Source organism: Methanoregula sp. PtaB.Bin085 (genome assembly GCF_002067035.1).
Taxonomy (GTDB): domain Archaea; phylum Halobacteriota; class Methanomicrobia; order Methanomicrobiales; family Methanospirillaceae; genus Methanoregula.
In genome coordinates this window covers 1-19,058 of the sequence record NZ_MVQB01000045.1, presented here as the reverse complement: position 1 = coordinate 19,058, position 19,058 = coordinate 1, and the positions used below count along the sequence as shown (strand labels likewise).

Annotated in this window: 13 protein-coding genes; 6 read left to right on the top strand and 7 right to left on the bottom strand. The window is 54.9% G+C overall.

Translation table 11 applies throughout. The features are described 5' to 3' along the window. On the top strand, positions 1-448 hold a 448-nt coding region (locus A4E33_RS09715; RefSeq protein ID WP_292347659.1), incomplete at its 5' end, for a sensor histidine kinase KdpD. A gap of 46 nt (positions 449-494) precedes the next feature. Here A4E33_RS09715 and A4E33_RS09710 read toward each other — a convergent pair. Beyond that, positions 495-893 (bottom strand): hypothetical protein, encoded by a 399-nt coding sequence (locus A4E33_RS09710; protein ID WP_292347658.1) that lies wholly within the window; start codon positions 891-893, stop codon positions 495-497. 682 nt (positions 894-1,575) lie between these two features. Between A4E33_RS09710 and A4E33_RS09705 the strand changes: the two genes are divergently transcribed. Next, positions 1,576-2,304, top strand: coding sequence for a hypothetical protein (locus A4E33_RS09705; RefSeq protein WP_292347656.1), 729 nt, complete (start codon positions 1,576-1,578; stop codon positions 2,302-2,304). A gap of 87 nt (positions 2,305-2,391) precedes the next feature. On the opposite strand, the gene A4E33_RS09700 is transcribed toward A4E33_RS09705, so the two are convergent. From A4E33_RS09700 to A4E33_RS09690, 3 genes are all read right to left on the bottom strand, one after another. Further along, positions 2,392-5,688: a PKD domain-containing protein gene (locus A4E33_RS09700; RefSeq protein WP_292347654.1), complete on the bottom strand. Its 3,297-nt coding sequence runs from the start codon at positions 5,686-5,688 to the stop codon at positions 2,392-2,394. A gap of 497 nt (positions 5,689-6,185) precedes the next feature. Continuing rightward, positions 6,186-7,112 carry a hypothetical protein gene (locus tag A4E33_RS09695; RefSeq protein ID WP_292347653.1) on the bottom strand — a complete coding sequence of 309 codons (927 nt, stop codon included), beginning with the start codon at positions 7,110-7,112 and terminating at the stop codon, positions 6,186-6,188. After that, positions 7,106-9,592 carry a hypothetical protein gene (locus A4E33_RS09690; RefSeq protein WP_292347651.1) on the bottom strand — a complete coding sequence of 829 codons (2,487 nt, stop codon included), beginning with the start codon at positions 9,590-9,592 and terminating at the stop codon, positions 7,106-7,108. The genes A4E33_RS09695 and A4E33_RS09690 overlap by 7 nt, the downstream gene beginning before the upstream one ends. A gap of 325 nt (positions 9,593-9,917) precedes the next feature. Here A4E33_RS09690 and A4E33_RS09685 point away from each other — a divergent pair, with 325 nt between their 5' ends. Continuing rightward, the gene (locus A4E33_RS09685; RefSeq protein ID WP_292347650.1) at positions 9,918-10,094 is read left to right on the top strand and encodes a hypothetical protein; all 177 of its coding nucleotides are present in this window, start codon (positions 9,918-9,920) and stop codon (positions 10,092-10,094) included. Between the two features lie 223 nt (positions 10,095-10,317). On the opposite strand, the gene A4E33_RS09680 is transcribed toward A4E33_RS09685, so the two are convergent. After that, on the bottom strand, positions 10,318-11,391 hold the full coding sequence (locus A4E33_RS09680; RefSeq protein WP_292347648.1) for an AI-2E family transporter: 1,074 nt from the start codon (positions 11,389-11,391) through the stop codon (positions 10,318-10,320). 229 nt (positions 11,392-11,620) lie between these two features. Between A4E33_RS09680 and A4E33_RS09675 the strand changes: the two genes are divergently transcribed. From A4E33_RS09675 to A4E33_RS09665, 3 genes are all read left to right on the top strand, one after another. Continuing rightward, positions 11,621-13,189 (top strand): PEGA domain-containing protein, encoded by a 1,569-nt coding sequence (locus A4E33_RS09675; RefSeq protein WP_292347647.1) that lies wholly within the window; start codon positions 11,621-11,623, stop codon positions 13,187-13,189. Between the two features lie 72 nt (positions 13,190-13,261). Then, positions 13,262-16,204: an AIR synthase-related protein gene (locus A4E33_RS09670; RefSeq protein ID WP_292347645.1), complete on the top strand. Its 2,943-nt coding sequence runs from the start codon at positions 13,262-13,264 to the stop codon at positions 16,202-16,204. 2 nt (positions 16,205-16,206) lie between these two features. Next, positions 16,207-17,070 carry a phosphoribosylformylglycinamidine synthase subunit PurQ gene (locus A4E33_RS09665; RefSeq protein ID WP_292347643.1) on the top strand — a complete coding sequence of 288 codons (864 nt, stop codon included), beginning with the start codon at positions 16,207-16,209 and terminating at the stop codon, positions 17,068-17,070. Positions 17,071-17,386: 316 nt separating this feature from the next. Here the strand turns inward: A4E33_RS09665 and A4E33_RS09660 are convergent, their stop codons facing one another. Beyond that, complete coding sequence (locus A4E33_RS09660; protein ID WP_292347641.1) at positions 17,387-17,803, bottom strand: HEPN domain-containing protein; 417 nt, start codon at positions 17,801-17,803, stop codon at positions 17,387-17,389. Further along, a complete protein-coding gene (locus A4E33_RS09655; protein ID WP_292347639.1) occupies positions 17,800-18,333 on the bottom strand; it encodes a nucleotidyltransferase domain-containing protein in 534 nt (177 codons plus the stop codon). Before A4E33_RS09655 ends, A4E33_RS09660 begins: the two co-directional genes overlap by 4 nt. Positions 18,334-19,058: the final 725 nt, after the last annotated feature.

Here is a 19,058-nt window from a genome sequence, read left to right as displayed (position 1 = left end):
GCGGCGGGAGGCGCTCAAGCCGATGCCTCTGGATGAGATCATCCGGGAATCGATCCGTCAGTTCCCGAATACGACCATCAGCTACGGGGGGACACAGGCGGTTGTCCTTGCCGACTCCCTTGTCCGGCAGGTCTTCATCAACCTGATCGGGAACAGTGCAAAATTCTCCGGGATACATGCGGTCATCAGTATCGATGTGAAGGATGCCGGGGAGATGGTGGAGGTGACGGTGACCGACAACGGCCCCGGTATCGACGATGAGTTAAAACCTGTTGTCTTCGACCGGTTCAAAAAGGGGAAGAGCACGAAGAGCGGGAAGGGGCTCGGGCTCTTCATTGTCCGCTCCCTTGTCGAAAGTTACGGCGGCAGCATCCGGGCCGGGGACGCCGTGCCCGGCAGGTCCGGTACCGGGGCTTCCATCCACTTTACCCTGAAAAAAGCTGCCTGACGCCCGAGCACGGGAACCGGCAGCGTATCGCTCCGACAGAAAAAGGTCAGATGGTTGTATCCAGCATGTGCTGCTGCGATCCGTCCATGAAATACCCGGTAACCAGCAGGCGGTCGTTACCGGCAAACGATCCATCGATATCCAGCGTTGCCCCGAACCGGAGCGGGGTTGTTGAAAAGCGGTCACCGATCGATTTGGTCTGGGTCTTTCCCGAACTGTCGGTAACGGTTGCTTCCAGTTCGAGCAGGTTCGTTGTTGCCGGGCTGCCGGTATAGGTGATATGGATACGGCTGCTGCTCGTCTGTGCGGCAGCGACCGGTGAGGGTGTGTTTGCCTGCTGCTGCGATCCGGATGTGCATCCGCCGGCAATCAGCATCAGGGCAACCAGTGCAAGCAGGAATACTGCAACCGGGCGTTTTTGGAAGGGGGGATACGGATTCGTCATCAGGTTATCCATTCGATACTGTGTTTTATAAAAATTCTGATCCGGAGAAAACTTCCGATTCTGAGGCTCCTGGGGGAGCCGCCATGCCGGCTTCTGCCCCCGCCGCTGTGGCATCCCCGTCAGGACAGTGCTTCATGATCGTACCCCGGGATCAGGGAGGCTGATGACAGGTAATGCCGGGAATCCTGAGCGCTTCCTCCCTCCGCGGGGGCTGAGAATCATCAGACCCGAATCAAATCAGGTGCTCTGGAGAAATCCCTTCCTGCAACGCACTCAGTGGAATTGCGAGGGTGACCCCCTCTCTCCCCCGGAGGGGAGCCAGCCCAAGGGGACAAGCCCCCCAGAACCCCATATTCTATCATTTTTTAGACACCCGGATAAGCTCATGCTCCACGGTCGACAGCCCCCGGGCGCCCGTGGTCCCATCCCGATCTATTGCTGCATCCCGGGAGGTTTTCTACAGTGCCAAATCAGGAAAAGAGCCATAAGGCTCTTCTGCCGCAGGGCTGGCGCACGGGGGTAATCTCGTCACATCACCAACGATTTCCGCAGTGCGAAAACGGTCTTTTGTGATTCCGGCCCGGATCACGGGCACACAGGATGCGACAGAACCGGGACACTGGGTGCGAAAAAAACCGCAGTCATCGCCGTATTTATCAGATACGGGAACCCTCATACCTGTATGAACTTTCGCGTCAGCACCATTCTCATCATCTGCATTGCGTCCGTTCTTCTTGCCGGTTGCACGACCCAGCCCGCTGCTCCATACGGGACCGTGACAAGCCCCGCAATACCGGAAACACCGGCACCGGTATCTTCCCCTGTTCCCGTACCGGGAGCAGAATGCACCCGCGCCGAGGACTGCGTCCCGGCCGGCTGCTGCCACCCGACACAGTGCATCCCGGCATCGCAGGCACAGGTATGCGACATGATGTGCACGGCCGTCTGTGCGGGACCGCTCGACTGCGGTGCAGGCACCTGCGGCTGCACTGACGGAAAATGCAGTATTATTCCTGCAGGAAAAGGTGTCCCGTCACCTGCGGGAGGTACGAATATTACGATCAGTTCGTCCCCGAAACGATATTCCCCCATACTCTCCTCTGCTCCCGGCATCGGGCTCGAGCCGGTTGTCTCCGGATCCAGTAGAGCGAACGCCACATTTACCTGGAGCACAACCTACGGGCAGTTCCTGTCGTGGAATTCCCCGGATTTCACTGTGAACGAACTGGGCCGGACCGCACAAAATCATGGAGAGAAGATTTACTGGTCGTTTACCGATCCCACGACATCGACGGCAACTCCGGTGACGATAACCGTGACCGCGACAGATACGGCATCCGGGCGTGCCCTTGGCAGCGCAACGGTTACGCTGGACTGGGAGAGTGCAATGTGGGTGCGGGTCAGGGAGTGAGTCGGTAAGAAGGCAATTTTTTTTCTGGTAAACGGATTATTCCTCACTGTAGAAAATGAAAAAGAGGGTTTTCGATTTCTCTTATTCTCACACCGGGTATTCCTGCATGACCACGTTGCCGGCGACCTTTGTATCAGTATATACCGCCGTTATACTGAAGTAATATGTCTGACCCGGCCGGAGATACCCGCCAAAGTCGCCGCCATTGTAATGATCCGTGCTGCTGACAACAGAAAAATTCCTGTTCCGGTCGGTGATCCAGAACATATATCCATCATCCGGGTATTTGGGATTCGGGTTGTTCTTCGAGATCACAACCTTGTAACCCTGCAGGCATGGATTCATGATGACGTCCCAGTCAAGACGGATCATCCCGTTCTCCGTTGTGCCGGTGACCTGCGGGATTTCGTACGGCTCGCACTGCGATTGTGTGGCTGTCGTCGTCGGTTTCGTTGTACAGGTATGTGTGGGCGTGGGGGATACGCTTTTCACAGTGATGTAGTCAGTCCTTATCTTCGTAGTGTTGCCTGCAGCATTGGATGTCGTGAGCGAGACAGTATACTTTCCGGAAGCAAGATACCTGTGGATCGGGTGCCGAACGGTATCGGTTGTCCCGTCACCGAAGTCCCAGAGCCATTCTGTCGGATTACCGGTTGAGGTGTCCGTGAATTTCACGGAAAGTGGGGTCTTGCCAGACGTTGGCTTGCCATAGAAGTTCGCGGCAGGCGGCGGTGATCCCTTCACGGTGATATATTCTGTCCGTGTCTTCGTGTTACTTCCTGCGGAATTCGTGACGGTGAGCGATACCGAATATCTGCCAGGAGTTGCGTAACTGTGGACCGGATTACGGTCTGTTGCATTCGTGTTGTCGCCAAAGTCCCAGTACCAGCCTGTTGGCGAACCGTAAGAAGTGTCAGTGAACTTCACAAACAGCGGGGCCTTGCCGGAAGTGGGCTTGCTGTAGAAGTTCGCGACGGGTGGTTTTACCGTGCCGCTGACGGAAATATAATCGATCCTTGTCTTTGTATCGCTCCCGCCGGCATTGGCTGCGGTCAGTGTGACGGTATATTTTCCTCTCGAGGTATAGACGTGGACCGGGTTCTGCTCTGTTGCATTCGTGCCATCGCCGAAGTCCCAGAACCGTCTCGTCGGATTCCCGGTAGAAGCGTCGGAGAACTTCACTGACAGTGGTGCCTTACCACAGGTGGGTTTACCGGTGAAGTTTGCGACCGGTGGCGGGACGTTTGTCGTTACGGTGATGTATTCAGTCTTCGTTGTTGTGTTGCTGCCGTCCGGGCTGGTAACCGTCAGTGAGACGGTATACGTTCCCGTCCCGGAATAGACGTGCTCCGGGTTCTGGTCGTCGGATGTTGTGCCGTCACCGAACGACCATGACCAGCTCTCCGGCGATCCGGTAGATTCATCTGTGAAACCGACTGCGAGCGGAGCATTGCCGGATGTCGTGTTGGCCGAGAAGCCGGCAACCGGAACTGTAAGGGGGAGGACGGTGATGTAGTCGGTTTTAACTGTTGTATTCATTCCTTCGTTGTTTGTCGCGTTGAGGGATACGGTGTAACTCCCTGCCGAGGTATAGGTATGGATCGGATCTTTCACCGTGCCGGTTGTCCCGTCGCCAAAATCCCAGAACCATATTATCGGATAATTGAATGATTTATCGTTGAATTGTACAGTCAGGGGTACTTTTCCGGAGACCGGCGCGCCGGTGAAATCTGCTTCCGGTGGCAGGGGCGGGGGCACCGAGATGGTCTCTGTCGGGTATGCCCCGATCACCGTGATATAATCCGTCCGGATCATCGTATCCGTGCCGTACTCACTGGCAATTTCCAGGGAAACCGAATACACCCCCGGGCGAAGATATTCATGGACGGGATATTGTTCGGCAGAGTACGCCCCGTCACCGAACGACCAGTTCCATTGCTCCGGGCCGTTCGCCGAGATGTCTGTGAAGGCAACAGCGAGAGGTTCATAACCGGAGGTGACATTTGCGGTGAAATTGGCAACCGGCGGCAGGGGATCATAGACTGTGATGTAACCGACTTTAGTCGACGTGTTTTCTTCATATGGATTGGATGCGGTTAATGAGACCGTATATGTTCCGGCAGCTGAGTAAAAATGGTCCGGGTTCTCGTCATCGGACCAGGTACCGTCGCCGAAGCTCCAGTTCCAGTGCGTTGGCGAGCCTTCGGATTCATCAGCGAATCCAACTGCCAGCGGAGTTCTTCCACGGGTAACATTCGCGGAAAACTCTGGTTTGAGGGGTGTGACATTTGACAGGATTGTGATATTTTTACTGGTTGTTGTCATGCTCTCACAGTCGTTTGTCTGATCTGTGGAGAGACTGATGGTAAAATTACCGGCATCCTGGAATTCATGAGTCACAGAAACCGGCGGTGTTTCATATATCTGATGGTTACCGGGCCACCAGAACTCCTGTGTCCCGTCCCCGAAATCCCAATACTGACAGTAGGACTGGTTATGGTGACCATATGTCCAGTTCCCCCTTGGGGTGAGGTCTGTGAAGGTAATGGTTTCATTTACACCGGCAATCCGGGGTTCGGCAGTAAAATCCGGAGTCAGGTTGATCTGGACAAAGATATAATCCGAATATGACGATACCCTCCCGACCTCGTCATTTACAGTAAGATTGACGAGATAATAGGAATAAAACATGTCATCCGGGAGCGTATAAAGATGGACCGGATTCACATCAGTCGAATTCGTCCCGTCGCCAAAATCCCAGTACCGGGTGAGATTGGTTCCGCCTGATGTATCGGAGAAGGTAATAGCAAGCGGCGGATAGTGATTAACCCATGAATAATTCGATGAGAAATTTGCTACGGGCGCAGCACCTCCGTAGTTCACCCAAATATATTCCGGCCGCGAGATCGTGTCGCTGCCCATGGCGTTCCAGACTGTAAGGTTGACCGTGTAATTGCCTCCGGTCCGGTAAAGATGCCCGGGATTCTGTTCCGTTGAGTTGGTCCCGTCCCCGAAATCCCAGAACCATCGCGTGACGTTCGTCTCGGACTGGTCCACGAAGTATACGGGCTGGTACTTTGTCACTTCGGTCGACGGGTAAACGGTGAAGTTGGCGAACTGGCGGGCGTAGACGTAATACTTAATTGGATCTCCCGCATCATCTGTTCCCCGGAAAAGCCATACCGGTTCAAGGTATTCCTGACCTTCGCCACGTCCTTTTTCATAATAACCAAGCCGGATTTTTGTGATATTGATGTTATAAGGATACTTCTTTGGATTCAGGATAATACCCCGTTGTAGTTTATTGATGGCAGCGGAAACCGGAATAATTGACAGGTTGCCGTCAGGAGTAACAGTTCGCCAGACTTTATTGAGATAGAGCAAATCACCATTATCTCCAAGATCGATGTTAATAAAAGCCCCGTTGCCAACAACGGGTATGTCATTGATTTTTCTGCCGAATTGAACATTTGTACATACGGGATAACGAGAAATCTCCTCATGTGTCGTCCCATTCATTTCTATAAGATATTCCGTTTCCGATGTTACCAGAACTGCATCCAGAGGAAGTCCCCCATATCTGGTGAGAATATTTGAAGCAACCTGGGGGCCATCGGATTCAGTTGTCACGTTCGATCGTACTTTTTCGAGATCGGTTACTGAATAATACGCTATGTTATTGGGATCAGAAATAATCCGATACGCTATTAGTTGGTTCGGGGAATCCGGAATTGTCGCAGTGATATTCACGGTACCTATAGGATATGAGATACTGTCATCTTCAGCGAGACCCAGTGTCGGAGATACTACCCAAATGAGGGTTAATAAGATGATGCCCGCTACGAAGGGTGATGAAATCTGGCTCATTTTTCGCCTCTTTATTAAGAGATATTCCCGGAATTTTCCGTGATATTCGAAGGTCCGTTCGTTTCCGGTAAGCCATCGGGCAAATGATCCGGCGGAGTAACTAAAAGATAGTCCCTTCTACTGTAATCCTTAATATTGTGTTGAGTTTCGGCCGGGAAACGGGGATCCGGACCATCGCGGGCATAAACCTTGTAATTGATTACTTCCCCGGAATCTGTTGTGCCAGAGAAAACCCATACCGGATCCAGATACTCCTGCGGTACGCCAGCCCCTTTTTCCCAGTAGGCGATATATATCCGATCGACGTTCAGGTCGCAGAAACATTTCTTAGGATTTAGTACCTCTCCCTGACCGAGTCTTTCTATGGCCTTTGAAATAGGAATGATCTTTTCCGTTCCGGCTGGTTCGACGGTTCTCCAGACCTTGTTCAGGTAAAGCAGTTCGCCATCAGTGCCCAGGTCAATATTAATGAATCCACCCTCTCCAGTCACAGGAATACCATTGAGTTTACGGCCAAACTGGACATTGGTGGATATGGGATAGCTTGCTATCACCTGATGAGTAGTCCCAGATTTTTCTTCGAGATATTCTGTCTTATTATAAATGAGTATTGCCTCTTCAGGTAAACCACCATAATCCTTAAGAACAGTTTGAGCAACCTGAGGAGAATCAATCTCCGATGTAACATTTAATCGGGTTTGTTCCAGATTTGTCACCGAATAATATGCAGTATCATTTTCCTGGGAAACGACATGGAATCTTGAAATATTTTGGGGGGTATCAGGTAACGGAATCCAAATTGTAATAATTCCTGTTGGTGTTTTATAAGATGTATGGGGTGTGAATAACGTATGGAACATCCCTGTAAAAAAAAATATTGCGATCCCCAATAAAACCAGAACGACTGCTACAATGAAGATGTACCATCGATCATTTACCATTCTAGATCACTCCTGCATTTCCAATGCTTAATAAAATAATCAGTACTGTTTGGATCCCCATCAGATTCTAAATATCCAATTCCGGGGAATTGGTCATTTTCATATTGTTTTTTTGTTTTTGTTAATATTACAGCGGTAACATTATCATCATACCAAGTATCCCGTGTTGCTTGTTTATATGCAGATGATATTGTCATGTTTTTAGTTTTATTGAGGGAATAACTAAGAAAAACTGAGGAGAATGAGCTATTTACCGGTATTGACGTTGAATATCCGAGTATACCATGGGATGTCTTCAATGGTTTCCACCAATTTTCATCTTGAAGAATTTTACACGATTGAATTGCAACCCATTTATTTTGCCCTCCCCATTCATTTTTAACATCTGTTGCCCGGATTTGATTCCATCCCGTAATATAATCAGGATAATTAAAACCTTTTAACTGAACCAACGATACCCATTTTCCGTGATCATCGAGATACGAAGATCCGTGTCCCGAATGATAGTGGAACGCCGATTCAGTGATATTATTTCCTGAATAAGAAGAATCCGTAGCAAAATCCTTTTCCGTTACCTCTCCATCCTTATGATAAAAGTTCATTTTATATCCGGCTTCACTCAACGCTGACGCGACGTAATCGCATTCATCGAGTGTCCCGGATATCGAACAAATTCCATCTTTTCCGCAGATATTATCGTAGTGTTCAATACACGTTATCGAGAACGATTTCGTGTAATTCGCAATGAGCGGCGTCAGATTAATAATCACACGCTGCCCGTCACCGGAGTAGGTGATATCCACCGGAGTACTGTTCCGGTAATATTCCGCAGATGCCTTGATTGTATATCTGCTCCCGTTCAGCAGTTTATACTGATGATTAATACCTGAATCAGAAAAAATGACCCTGCCATTAATGAGCGTTGAGAGAGTCTGGTCTTCGTTGCGTGCCACGTCATGGAGGGTGACGGTGACATTCGGCACCCACATCTTGGTATCTGCATCCAGAACGTCCACAGCCATGCCCGGATTGAGTTTCACAACCCATGCGTCCTCATAGCCGTGGCTGGTGCCGATATACCCGCTGTCGGATGACTGGGTAAATCCGGCAAAGATGTACCCGCCGTCACTAGTTTCCCGGATACTGGTTGACTGGTCCCACCTGTTACCGCCAAGGAGTCTCTGCCAGACAATCTTCCCGTCGGCATCGAGTCTCACGACCCAGATATCATGTTCCCCGTGGTTCTTCTCCGATATATCGCCGCTCTGGCCCGATGATGCCATGGAGGTGAGCATATATCCGCCGTCAGTGAGCGGGATGACGCTGCCCGTTACCTCACAGTGCGAACCGCCGTACATCTTCAGCCACTTCTTCTGGTTCTGTTCGTACACTGTTCCATCGCCGTTTAGTCTCACGACAAGGGCGTCGTAACTGCCGTGATTGTCCGCGATATCTCCGGACGTTGACTGCGCCGTGAGAATGTACCCGCCGCCCGGAGCAGGGCTGATAGCATTATCGTATCCGGTACGATCGAATCCGATCCCTCCGATACCTTTCATCCAGGCCTCCTCTCCCGTCTCGTCGAGTTTCATCACTATAACATCGTCAGCTCCTTTCCTCTGGTCCGCACCAAAATCTGTTGAATCCGAGAACCCGGCAAGGATATACCCCTCGACCGACGGGATGATACTGCTACCATAGTCAGAGCCGCTGCCACCAATCGCCCTCTGCCAGAGAACTGTTCCGGAAGGATTCAGTCTTGCAACATATATCCCGCCGACATCGTTTCCCGCGGTCTCAATATCCTTCGATGTTGTATCACCGGCAACAATGTAGCCGCCATCAGGGGTTTGCCGGATGCTGTGCCCGACATCGCTGTAACTGCCTCCCATGAACGACTGCCATTGCTGGGTTCCGTTTTTATCGAGTTTCACAACCCAGACATCGTCGCCACCATTCGTCCCGGGCGATGCTGATCGCCCTGCAAAGACATAGCCTCCGTCCTGTGTTCTGTCGATACTCATCGCCTGGTCGTAATTTCCGCCGCCATACCGTTTCTGCCATTCTATTACCCCGGTACTGTTGAATTTCACGACCCAGGCATCGCTGGATCCCAGTGAAGGCAGTGGAACATCCCCGTTCGTGGAAGCCGTTGCCCCGGCAGCGATATATCCCCCGTCATCGGTCGCCTCGATATCGTTCAGGCTGTCCCCGTAATTGCCGCCCAGCAGCAACTGCCATTCGACTCCATCCATTTCAGTGGGCGCACCGTCAAGGCTGACTGATGCCAGGCGTATTCCGGATGTATCCGATGTGACATGTGGATCAGCAGAAGTGTTTGCTACAGATTCCGGGGTTGTGATCTCCATTCCCCGGAGGTAATCCTGTTCATAGGTATCATCTGCACATGCGACAGGAAAAATAATTGTCAGAATACTCAACGCTATGCAAAAGATTATTGGATTGCGGTTTTTTTCCACGCTCGTGCCTCCTCATGTTCAACATCATAGTCGGGCACGACCGGATACTTCACGACAGGAGAAGCTGGTTATGTCATGCCTTCGGGAGAACCGGCTCATCACTTCCTCATGCTCCGGTGAGCCGGTTCGTGTGAATGGATTTAATTATACCAGATCGTTTATATGCGTTTCTTTTTTACTTTGCATTTGTATATCAATAACGCAGTATCCGAAAATTCCTGAGAATTTCATAATCCGGAAAGGAAGATTCCCATACCCGGTCTGTTCCTTAAAAAGAACACCGGGAGTGACCTCATTGACGATCGTATCGGGAAACCAGCAGGATATGACAAGGATCGGCAACCGTTACGCTATCGACACATTCCCGGCCAGGGGCAACACAATATCAATATCTTCAATTGCAAACCGGCAGAAAGAGATGGATACAGGGCTCTGGAGAAAACCTGATAAGGATTATATTGATAGTGATGGGGCTACGGACGTTCGCCACTTCGAAACCTGATAGATTCTTCAAATCAGTCCTGCATCGCAAGCCTGATACTCATCGGGGCTCTCCCTGCGAAGAATCCTTCGGATTCAGGAGAAGGTCTGCGATCTTCTCCTGAATGCATCAGCGTTCTTTGAGCGAGAGTGGGGCCCCCCTCACAAATTCCGCTGCGTGCATAACACAATGATTTTTCTGAGTGAAAAATTTTTAATTGAAAAAAAAGCTCTTCCGGCCCGGCTCATTCAGCCGGTTTTTCCTCACACGTTTTGTGCCGGTGATCCTCGAAGAGGTGGCTGACGCCCAGCGCACGGTTGATCCAGCGCAGCTCCTCGATCATCTCAAAGAGGAGGAGCATGAGGAGCGTGAAGGGGATCGAGAAGAGCATGCCAACGAGGCCGAGCAGCCATCCCCAGAAGATGACCGAGAGGATGATGATGAGTGCGGGCATCTCGAATTTCCGGGCTGCAAGGAAGGAGTAGATCGGGTTCTCGACGATAAGGTTCAGGACCCCGACCGCAACGATGACCGCGAGCGCTCCCGGAAGGCCGAACTGGAGCCAGGCAAAGAAGATGGCGGGTATCGCGGCAATCAGAAGGCCGATGAACGGGATATACCCGAGCAGGAACGTGAGCACGCCCCAGAGAATTGCCCCGTGGACTCCGATGATACCCAGAAATCCCCCGAAGAGGAGGCCGTGGATGAAATTGGTCTCGGTCCTCACGACAATGAAGTCGGTAACGTAGCCGGTCAGGAGGCCCATCTGCCGCGTGGACTCCGAATCCTTGCCGAAGAATTCCTCCATCCGGGCGGCAAGACGGGGCGCATCGAGGAGGAGGAAGAAGGTGGTCACCCCGACAAAGAAGAGGAATTCTACAGACTCGAGGATACTGATGAACCCGGAATACCCGTACTGCACGATATCGCCCAGCTTGACGGCCGGCGGACCGTCGGTCGAGACATTGATGCCGTACTTGTCAAGCAGGATGTTGATATCGCTCAGACGGGTGTTCAGCTCGGTCTGGTACTGGGGCAGGCTTGCCATGAGGGAGTTGAAGGAGAGCATGGTAAAGAAGATGAACCCCATGACGATCAGGATCCCGATGACGGTGATGGTCAGGGTTGCGGTAAAATCGGACAATCCTCTCTGCTTCAGCCACGCCATGGCAGGCTGGCAGAGCAGGGTGAGGATCAGCGACATCATAAAAAGGGTCACGATGAACGAGATCGTCTTGAGCGCGATGATGATGATGAAAATGAGCGCAACTGCAAGGAGCCAGCGCTCCACCCGTGATATTTCCCTGGGAAAGCTCATCCGATCCCAATATAGACCGTAACATAATAATTAGCTTGTGACACGGTTGTGCAGGCGTTTGCGGGAACGGGAGTATCCCGTACGGGAACCGGCCGGATCCGGGGGTCGGGGTTGCTGGAGCCTGACCGGGATGCTGAAACCGGACCGGGACCTGGAATCCCATGGTAATAAACAACAACGATTATCTTCTGGCGGTTCTTTCATCTACTGTACACAGTTATCCGGGCCTGTGATCGCCGGGCCGGGGAACCTCCCGGGCCGGGGTACGATCTCGCGGGAGGATACCGGAACGGGATATGCCATGAACCGGACATTGTCATATGCAACGCGATGGCTCCCGGCTGTCGTTCTTGTAATGCTTGCGGGGGTCTGCGCCGCAGGGGCGGCGGTCACCTGCGACGGGCCGCCGGAAAGCCAGTCCCTGGCCTTCCAGACCGGCGCGTGCAACCAGTCGCCCGCGGTTGTTCCCTGCACCGAGACCTTCCTCTTCCCGGCACATCCCTCCCCGGGCGGGGACCCGCCGACCCAGTACTATCTTGACTTCGGCGACGGGCAGCCTCCCTATTACGGGTTCAATGATTTCACATCGCACACGTACAATTACCCGGGCACCTACCTGCTGAAATACCGCGCCGGGACGGCCTGCGACCGGTGGATCGAGGGGACCCATACCCTGATCGTGCCGGAACCCCCGAATTACACGCCGGTCCTGCATGGCTGCCCGCCGGCCCAGCCGCAGGCCGGATTTTACGGCGCCCCGCTCACCGGGATTGCCCCCCTGACGGTCCAGTTCACCAGCACTTCCTCAGGTGCCAATGCATGGCACTGGGACTTTGGCGACGGCTCGACCTCGCCGGCACAGAATCCCCGCCACACGTACATGACCGCCGGTCTCTACTCCGTTACGCTCGAAGCGCGGGATATCTGCACGGGCACGGTCAGCACGGCGACCATGAGCCATTATGTGACCATCACGGTCCCGTCGGGGACGCTTGCCGTCACGACCGAGCCGAAGGGTGCCAGCGTCTTCATCGACAACGCATTCAGGGGCGTCACTCCCCTGACGCTCGAGGACACGCCCTCGGGCTACCATGTTCTCCGGCTCACGCTGGCCGGGTACGAGGATTACACGACCAGTATCACGCTCGATCCCGAAAAAACGATCCTTGTCCGGGCAAACCTCCTGAACAGCACCGCCAATGCAACAACCACAACCCCGGCAACTCCCGTGCCGGCAACGGTCGCTCCGCAGGAGAACGGGTCGGTTGCGGTCACCTCGGTCCCGAATGGCGCTGCCGTGACCTTTGACGGCCGGTACGAAGGGACAACGCCCGTGATCATACCGGACGTCCTGCCGGGGAACCACGAGATCTCCCTGACCTACACCGGGTATGAGCCGTACAACCGGACGATCTCCGTTGGTTCGAAACAGACCACCGCGGTCAATGCAAACCTTGTTGTTTCAACAAAACCGGCACCGGCGCCCAGGACCGGGTCCCTCACGGTCATCACCGATCCGGCTGGTGCGCAGGTGTCCGTTGACGGCAGCCTTAAGGGAGTCAGCCCGGCAACCATCCCCGGGCTTTCGCCGGGGGAGCACACGGTCCTGCTGAAACTGGATGATTATTACGACCTTTCGACCACCGTGAATATCACCGCAGGCCAGGACCAGAATTATACCACGGGGCTCCGGAAGGTGATGAGGCCGCCGGCGATCGAGGTCGTGCTCGCAGTACTCCTCCTCCTCATCGTCATCGGCGCCGGCTTTTACCGGCTCGTGCGGAAGGACGAGATCTGAACGCCGTATGACCCTGTTCCGGCAGGTCTCATAACGATACCTATTTTGTAATTTGCGATCAACTCATACACAATGGCCGCCTCTGTTCACCGGATCGAAGTCCGCTATTCTCTGGATCCGCGGCTGAAAACCCGGACCGATCGCATACGCTCGCTGGGATTTGCCGTTGAGGAACTGCACCTTGTCGATGTGTATACCATCGCAACGGATGCCCGGGATTTCACTCGCGACGAGCTTGTGCAGATCAGTGAACAGCTGGCAAACCCGGTTGTGCAGGAGTATCTTGTGGACGAACCGACGCGGATACCGTTCGATCATGCGATCGAGGTCGGGTTCCTGCCGGGTGTAACCGACAATATCGGTGCAACGGCCCGGCAGACCATCGAGGACTTCTTCTCCATGAAGTTTGGCGACGGCGAGTCGGTGTACAGCTCGCAGCTCTACCTTGTCTGCGGGAACCTGCCGGAGGATGAGCTGAAACGGCTGGCCTCCACTCTCGCCAACCCCCTCGTGAACCGTGTCCACCGGAAGACCCGGCAGGAATACGGGACGAAGGGGATGGATGTTGTTGTCCCGGCAGTGCGGCTGCACGAGCGGCTCGCAGCCGAGACCGTGGACCTGGATGTTGACGATGCCGAACTCCTGCGGATCGGCAAGCAGGGGATCTGCGACCCGGTGACCGGCCAGCGGCGGGGACCGCTTGCCCTCGATCTCGACCAGCTGCACACGATCCGGGATTATTTCCGGAGCCGGGGGCGGAAGCCGACTGATGTTGAACTGGAAGCGCTTGCCCAGACATGGAGCGAGCACTGCAAGCACACCATCTTTGCCTCAGCGATGGATGACGACGTGCCGGAGGGGCTCTATAAATCCTGCATCAAGGCCGCGACCAATAAAATCCGGGAGGAGCGGGGGGCTGACGATATCTGCGTCTCGGTCTTCTCCGACAACTCCGGTGCCATTGTCTTCGACGACACGTATATCGTGACCCACAAGGTCGAGACGCACAACTCCCCGTCCGCGCTCGACCCGTTCGGCGGGGCGCTCACGGGGATCGTGGGGGTCAACCGCGATACCATCGGCTTCGGCCTCGGGGCAAAGCCCTGCATGAACGTGTACGGCTTCTGTGTCGGCGATCCCGATACGGACCCGAAATTATACCGCGGGAAGGGCCGGCAGAACCCGGTCCTGTCCCCCCGGAGGATTCTCGACGGGGTTGTCCACGGTGTCGGGGTCGGCGGGAACTGCTCGGGGATCCCGACCCCGCAGGGGTTCGTATACTGCGATGCCCGGTACAGCGGCAAGCCGCTCGTCTTTGCCGGCACGGTCGGGATCATGCCCCGCGAACATGCCGGGAGGAAGCTGTACGAGAAGAAGGCGGAGCCCGGCGATCTCATCGTGGTCATCGGCGGGCGCGTGGGCAAGGACGGCATCCACGGCGCCACGTTCTCTTCCGAGGCGCTCGACCCGGCAAGCCCGGTGACGGCGGTCCAGATCGGCGACCCGATCACGCAGAAGAAGTTCTCCGATGTCATCGTGAAGGAAGCCCGCGATGCCGGGCTGTACCGGAGCATCACCGACAACGGCGCCGGGGGGATCTCCTGCTCGGTTGCGGAGATGGCAAAGGAGTGCAATGGCTGCCATGTCCGGCTCGACACAGTGCCGCTCAAGTACCCCGGCATGGCCCCATGGGAGATCTGGATCTCGGAGTCGCAGGAGCGCATGACGCTTGCGGTCCCGAAAGAGAACCTTGCGCCGTTCATGGATCTGATGCAGCGCCGGGATGTGGAGGCGACCGTTATCGGGGAGTTCACGGATACCGGGCGGTGCGTTGTCGAGTACCACGGGGCCACGGTGATGGATATCGATCTCGCGTTCCTGCACGACGGCCTGCCGAAGAAACACCTGAAGACGACGTTCACGAAGAAGACCTTCCCGGAACCCGGCCAGCCCTGCCCCGACCGGCTGGACAGCACGCTCCTCGCCATGCTCCGGCGCAGGAACATCTGCTCCAAGGAATACATCTCGACCCGGTACGACCATGCGGTGCAGGGCGGCCACGTGCTCGGCCCGCTCCAGGGAACCGGCCGGGTGCAGTCGGTTGCGACCCTGACAAAGGTGGTGCCCGGTTCGAAGAAAGGCGTCGGGCTCTCGCAGGCGATGTTCCCCGCGTACTCCGAGATCGATCCCTACCGCATGGCCTGCGCCGGGATCGATGCGGCGATCCGCGGCCTTGTTGCGCTCGGAATCCCGCTTTCCAGGATCGCCATCCTCGACAACTTCTGCTGGTGTTCGTCCGATGAACCGGAACGCCTCGGGCAGCTGAAACTGGCAGCCCGCGGGTGCTACGATACCGCGACTGCGTTCGGCACTCCCTTCATCTCCGGAAAGGACAGCATGTTCAACGACTTCTCGGGTTTCGATGCCGATGACAATCCCGTGAAGGTGTCCGTGCCGCCGACCCTGCTCATCTCCTCCATCGGGGTCCACGATGACGTGGCGCAGGCGGTCTCGCTCGATGCAAAGATTGACGGCGATCTCGTGTACGTGATCGGGGAGACCGCCGAAGAACTCGGCGGGTCCGAGTATTTCTCCCACCTCGGCTTCACTGGCAACACCGTGCCGGCCCTCGATGCCGCACGCATGAAGGAGCGGTACGGGAAACTGGCCGGTGCAATCCGGCACGGCCTTGTTGCATCCGCGTTCCCGGTCACGCTCGGCGGTCTCGGGATCGCCCTTGCCAAGGTTGCCATTGCCGGCCGGCTCGGCATGGACATCACGATTCCCGACAGCATGCGGCCGGACTATTTCCTCTTCTCGGAATCGCTCGGCCGTTTCGTGGTCACGGTTGCCCCGGACCACAAGCGGGCGTTCGAACAGGCGCTCGGGAGCGATGCGCACCTGCTCGGCCGGGTCCGCGGGAAGTCCTTCCGGGTAACGCAGGAGAAGACCGTGCTCGACCTTTCGGTCAGCGAGCTCGAGGCAGCCTACAAGGCGCCGTTCGGGAGGTACTGACCATGAGCCCCGCGAGAAAAGTCCGGAAATCCGCTGTCCCGAAAAAAGCAGCGGCAGGCCCGGACCTGATCCCGGAGAAAGCCCTGATCATGAGCGGGTACGGCATCAACTCCGAGATGGAGACGCAGGAAGCGCTCGCCCGTGCCGGCATGGGTTCGGATATCGTCCACATCAACGATCTCATCGACGGCCGGTTCAGCATGGCCGATTACCGGCTGCTGGTCTTCCCGGGCGGTTTCTCGTACGGCGACGACACCGGCGCGGGCAATGCCTATGCCAACCGCGTCCGGAACAACCTCTGGAAAGACGTGGAGGAGTTCCTTGACGGCGACAACCTCGTGCTCGGGATCTGCAACGGCTTCCAGATCCTGGCAAACCTCGGCCTTGTCCCGGCGTTTGACCGGAAATACAAACGCGAGATTGCCCTGATGCCCAACCGGAAGGGCGTGCTCGAGTGCCGGTTCGTGACCCTGAAGCCCGCGGCTGAGAACCTCTGGACAAAGGGCATCGAGCGGATTTACTGCCCGGTCTCCCATGGCGAAGGCAACTTCTCGTGTTCAAAGGAGACGCTGGAGAAGATCCGGCGCCGGAAGATGATCGCGTTCACGTACTGCCGGGACGACCTGAGCCCCGCGGACGGCGAGTACCCGTACAATCCCAACGGCTCGCTCGAAGACATTGCCGGCATCACGTCCGCGGACGGCAAGGTGCTCGGCCTGATGCCGCATCCCGAGCGGGCCATGGAGTTTGTGAACCTCTACGACTGGCCGCTCCGGAAGGAGCAGATGCGGCGGGCCGGGGTTGCGGTGCCTGCGGAATCGATGAATATGCGGTTCTTCCGGAATATTGTGGAGAAGTTCCGGTGATTTTTTGGATATCCGGATCCGGAAAACCCCACTTTTCTCATTTCCGGTGGGCCGAACTACGCCGGGAAAACATCGGCCCGTACAGGCCCCGCTATTTTAACAGGTCAAATCCCATTTTAAACGCATTTTTTCGAAAAATAATCCTTTTAATCAATAATTTTTCCGGCCGTTGACACCTGACCCCCTCACCCCGTGATCGGGATCGCCGGATTGGCAATCGGAGCCCGCAAAGGGCCCGGAATACCATAGCCCTCCCAAGGGTGCCGAAGAGGGGTTTACCGGCAGGGATTGTCTGCCCCGCAGGATTCCCTGCCCTTTACGGCCTGACCTTCTCGAATACTTCTCGTGCCGACACTACAACGATCCGGGCCGACTCTTCATCATAAATGCACCCGTAATCGGCGCCTTCGCGGATATCCATTGCATAAGAAAACTTCCCGAGCACTTCCAAAGGCAATTCCCCCGCATCCACGAGCAGCGCTTCAACAGCATACTTCAGGCACCGGTGACTCTTCTCACGGTAGCCTTTCAGGAACACGAGGGCCCGGAGCGAATGGAAGAGCGAGTAATACCCCTGGATAATCGCCCATTTCTCCCGGTGCTCTGCAAGCGACCGCTCCGCAGCAGAAAGATCTGCTTCCGCTTCGCGGAATTCCTTTGCGGCAAGCTCAGGGTCGATCGGGATTGGAACAATCTTTCCCCGCTCGATGCACTCATCGAACCGGTACCTCACAGCGGCTCACCTGCAAGGATCTTCCCGGCCTGGATCCGCTCAAACAGCGGCTGATCGCGCGTACGGAGCCGGAGCGACTCCTCCGGAGAAACGATGACCGGGGAAACTTTCCGCGAAACCTCTGAACTAGCCAGTGAGAGGAGGGCAATCATTGCCGGGCGATCGGTTGTCTCGATGAACAGATCGATGTCGCTCTCCGCAGTGTCTTCCCCGGTCGCACAGCTGCCGAAAAGGATCAGCCGCAGGATTGATTCTTTTCCTGCGGAAATGAGCGGTGAAAGTTCCAGAAGGGTTGCGAAAATTTTTGCTTCCCGGACAACCGGATTGGAGATGTTTGCACGGAAGAGAAGAGTGCGTCCTTTCTGCTCGCTTGTCACGAGCCCGGACTCCTGCAGGGTGCGGAGCTGGCCGCTCGCAGAACCTGTACTGATAGAGAGGATCTTCGCCAGCTCCCGGACATAATAACTGTCCCGCGGGTGACGGCCGAGGAATATCAGCGTTTCAAGAGCGGGAGAAGCCAGAACGCTCATTTTTTTGAACATATGTTCATTATTATGAACGATGATATTTGGATTTTGTGCCAGGGCTGATGATTTCTGGTATCCCTCTGAACAACTGATCCGGAAACCCCCCCTTCTTTCATTTCCGGCGGGCTGAACTATGCCGGGAAAACATCGGCCCGTACAAGCCCGCTATTTTAACAGGTCAAATCCCGTTTTAAACGCAATTTTTCGAAAAATAAGCATTTTAAACAATAATTTTCCCGGCCGTTGACACCCGGCCCCCTCCCCCCGGGATCAGGATCGCCGGATTGGCAATCGGAGCCCGTAAAGGGCCCGGAATACCATAGCCCCCCTAGGGGGCCTGGACCATGGGGGCAGCCCACAGCCTGGACCTGCGGGAGCCCACCCGTTCATCGGAATTACTGAAGGTATCATTCCGCAGTTTCCCAATTAAAAATCATAGCCGTTTTTTCTTAGCCCGTCATTGTCACGATATTGGAAAAGGATTTCTCATAAATTTCCTATTATTGAAATCGGAATGACGAACGCTCATTGGTTCAATTCTTGACCTGAATATATTACCAGCACCTTATCTGCCATCCACTGGTTCACTTAATGTATCTAGAATAATCGGGTGTACGGTTAATTGAGAAAAAAAAGACGGCGCAGGGCTGTCCTATCCCGAAATCATTTGACATCGAATCTAAATATCGATGTGAGTAAATTATCAGATCGAGACATCGCGAGAATAA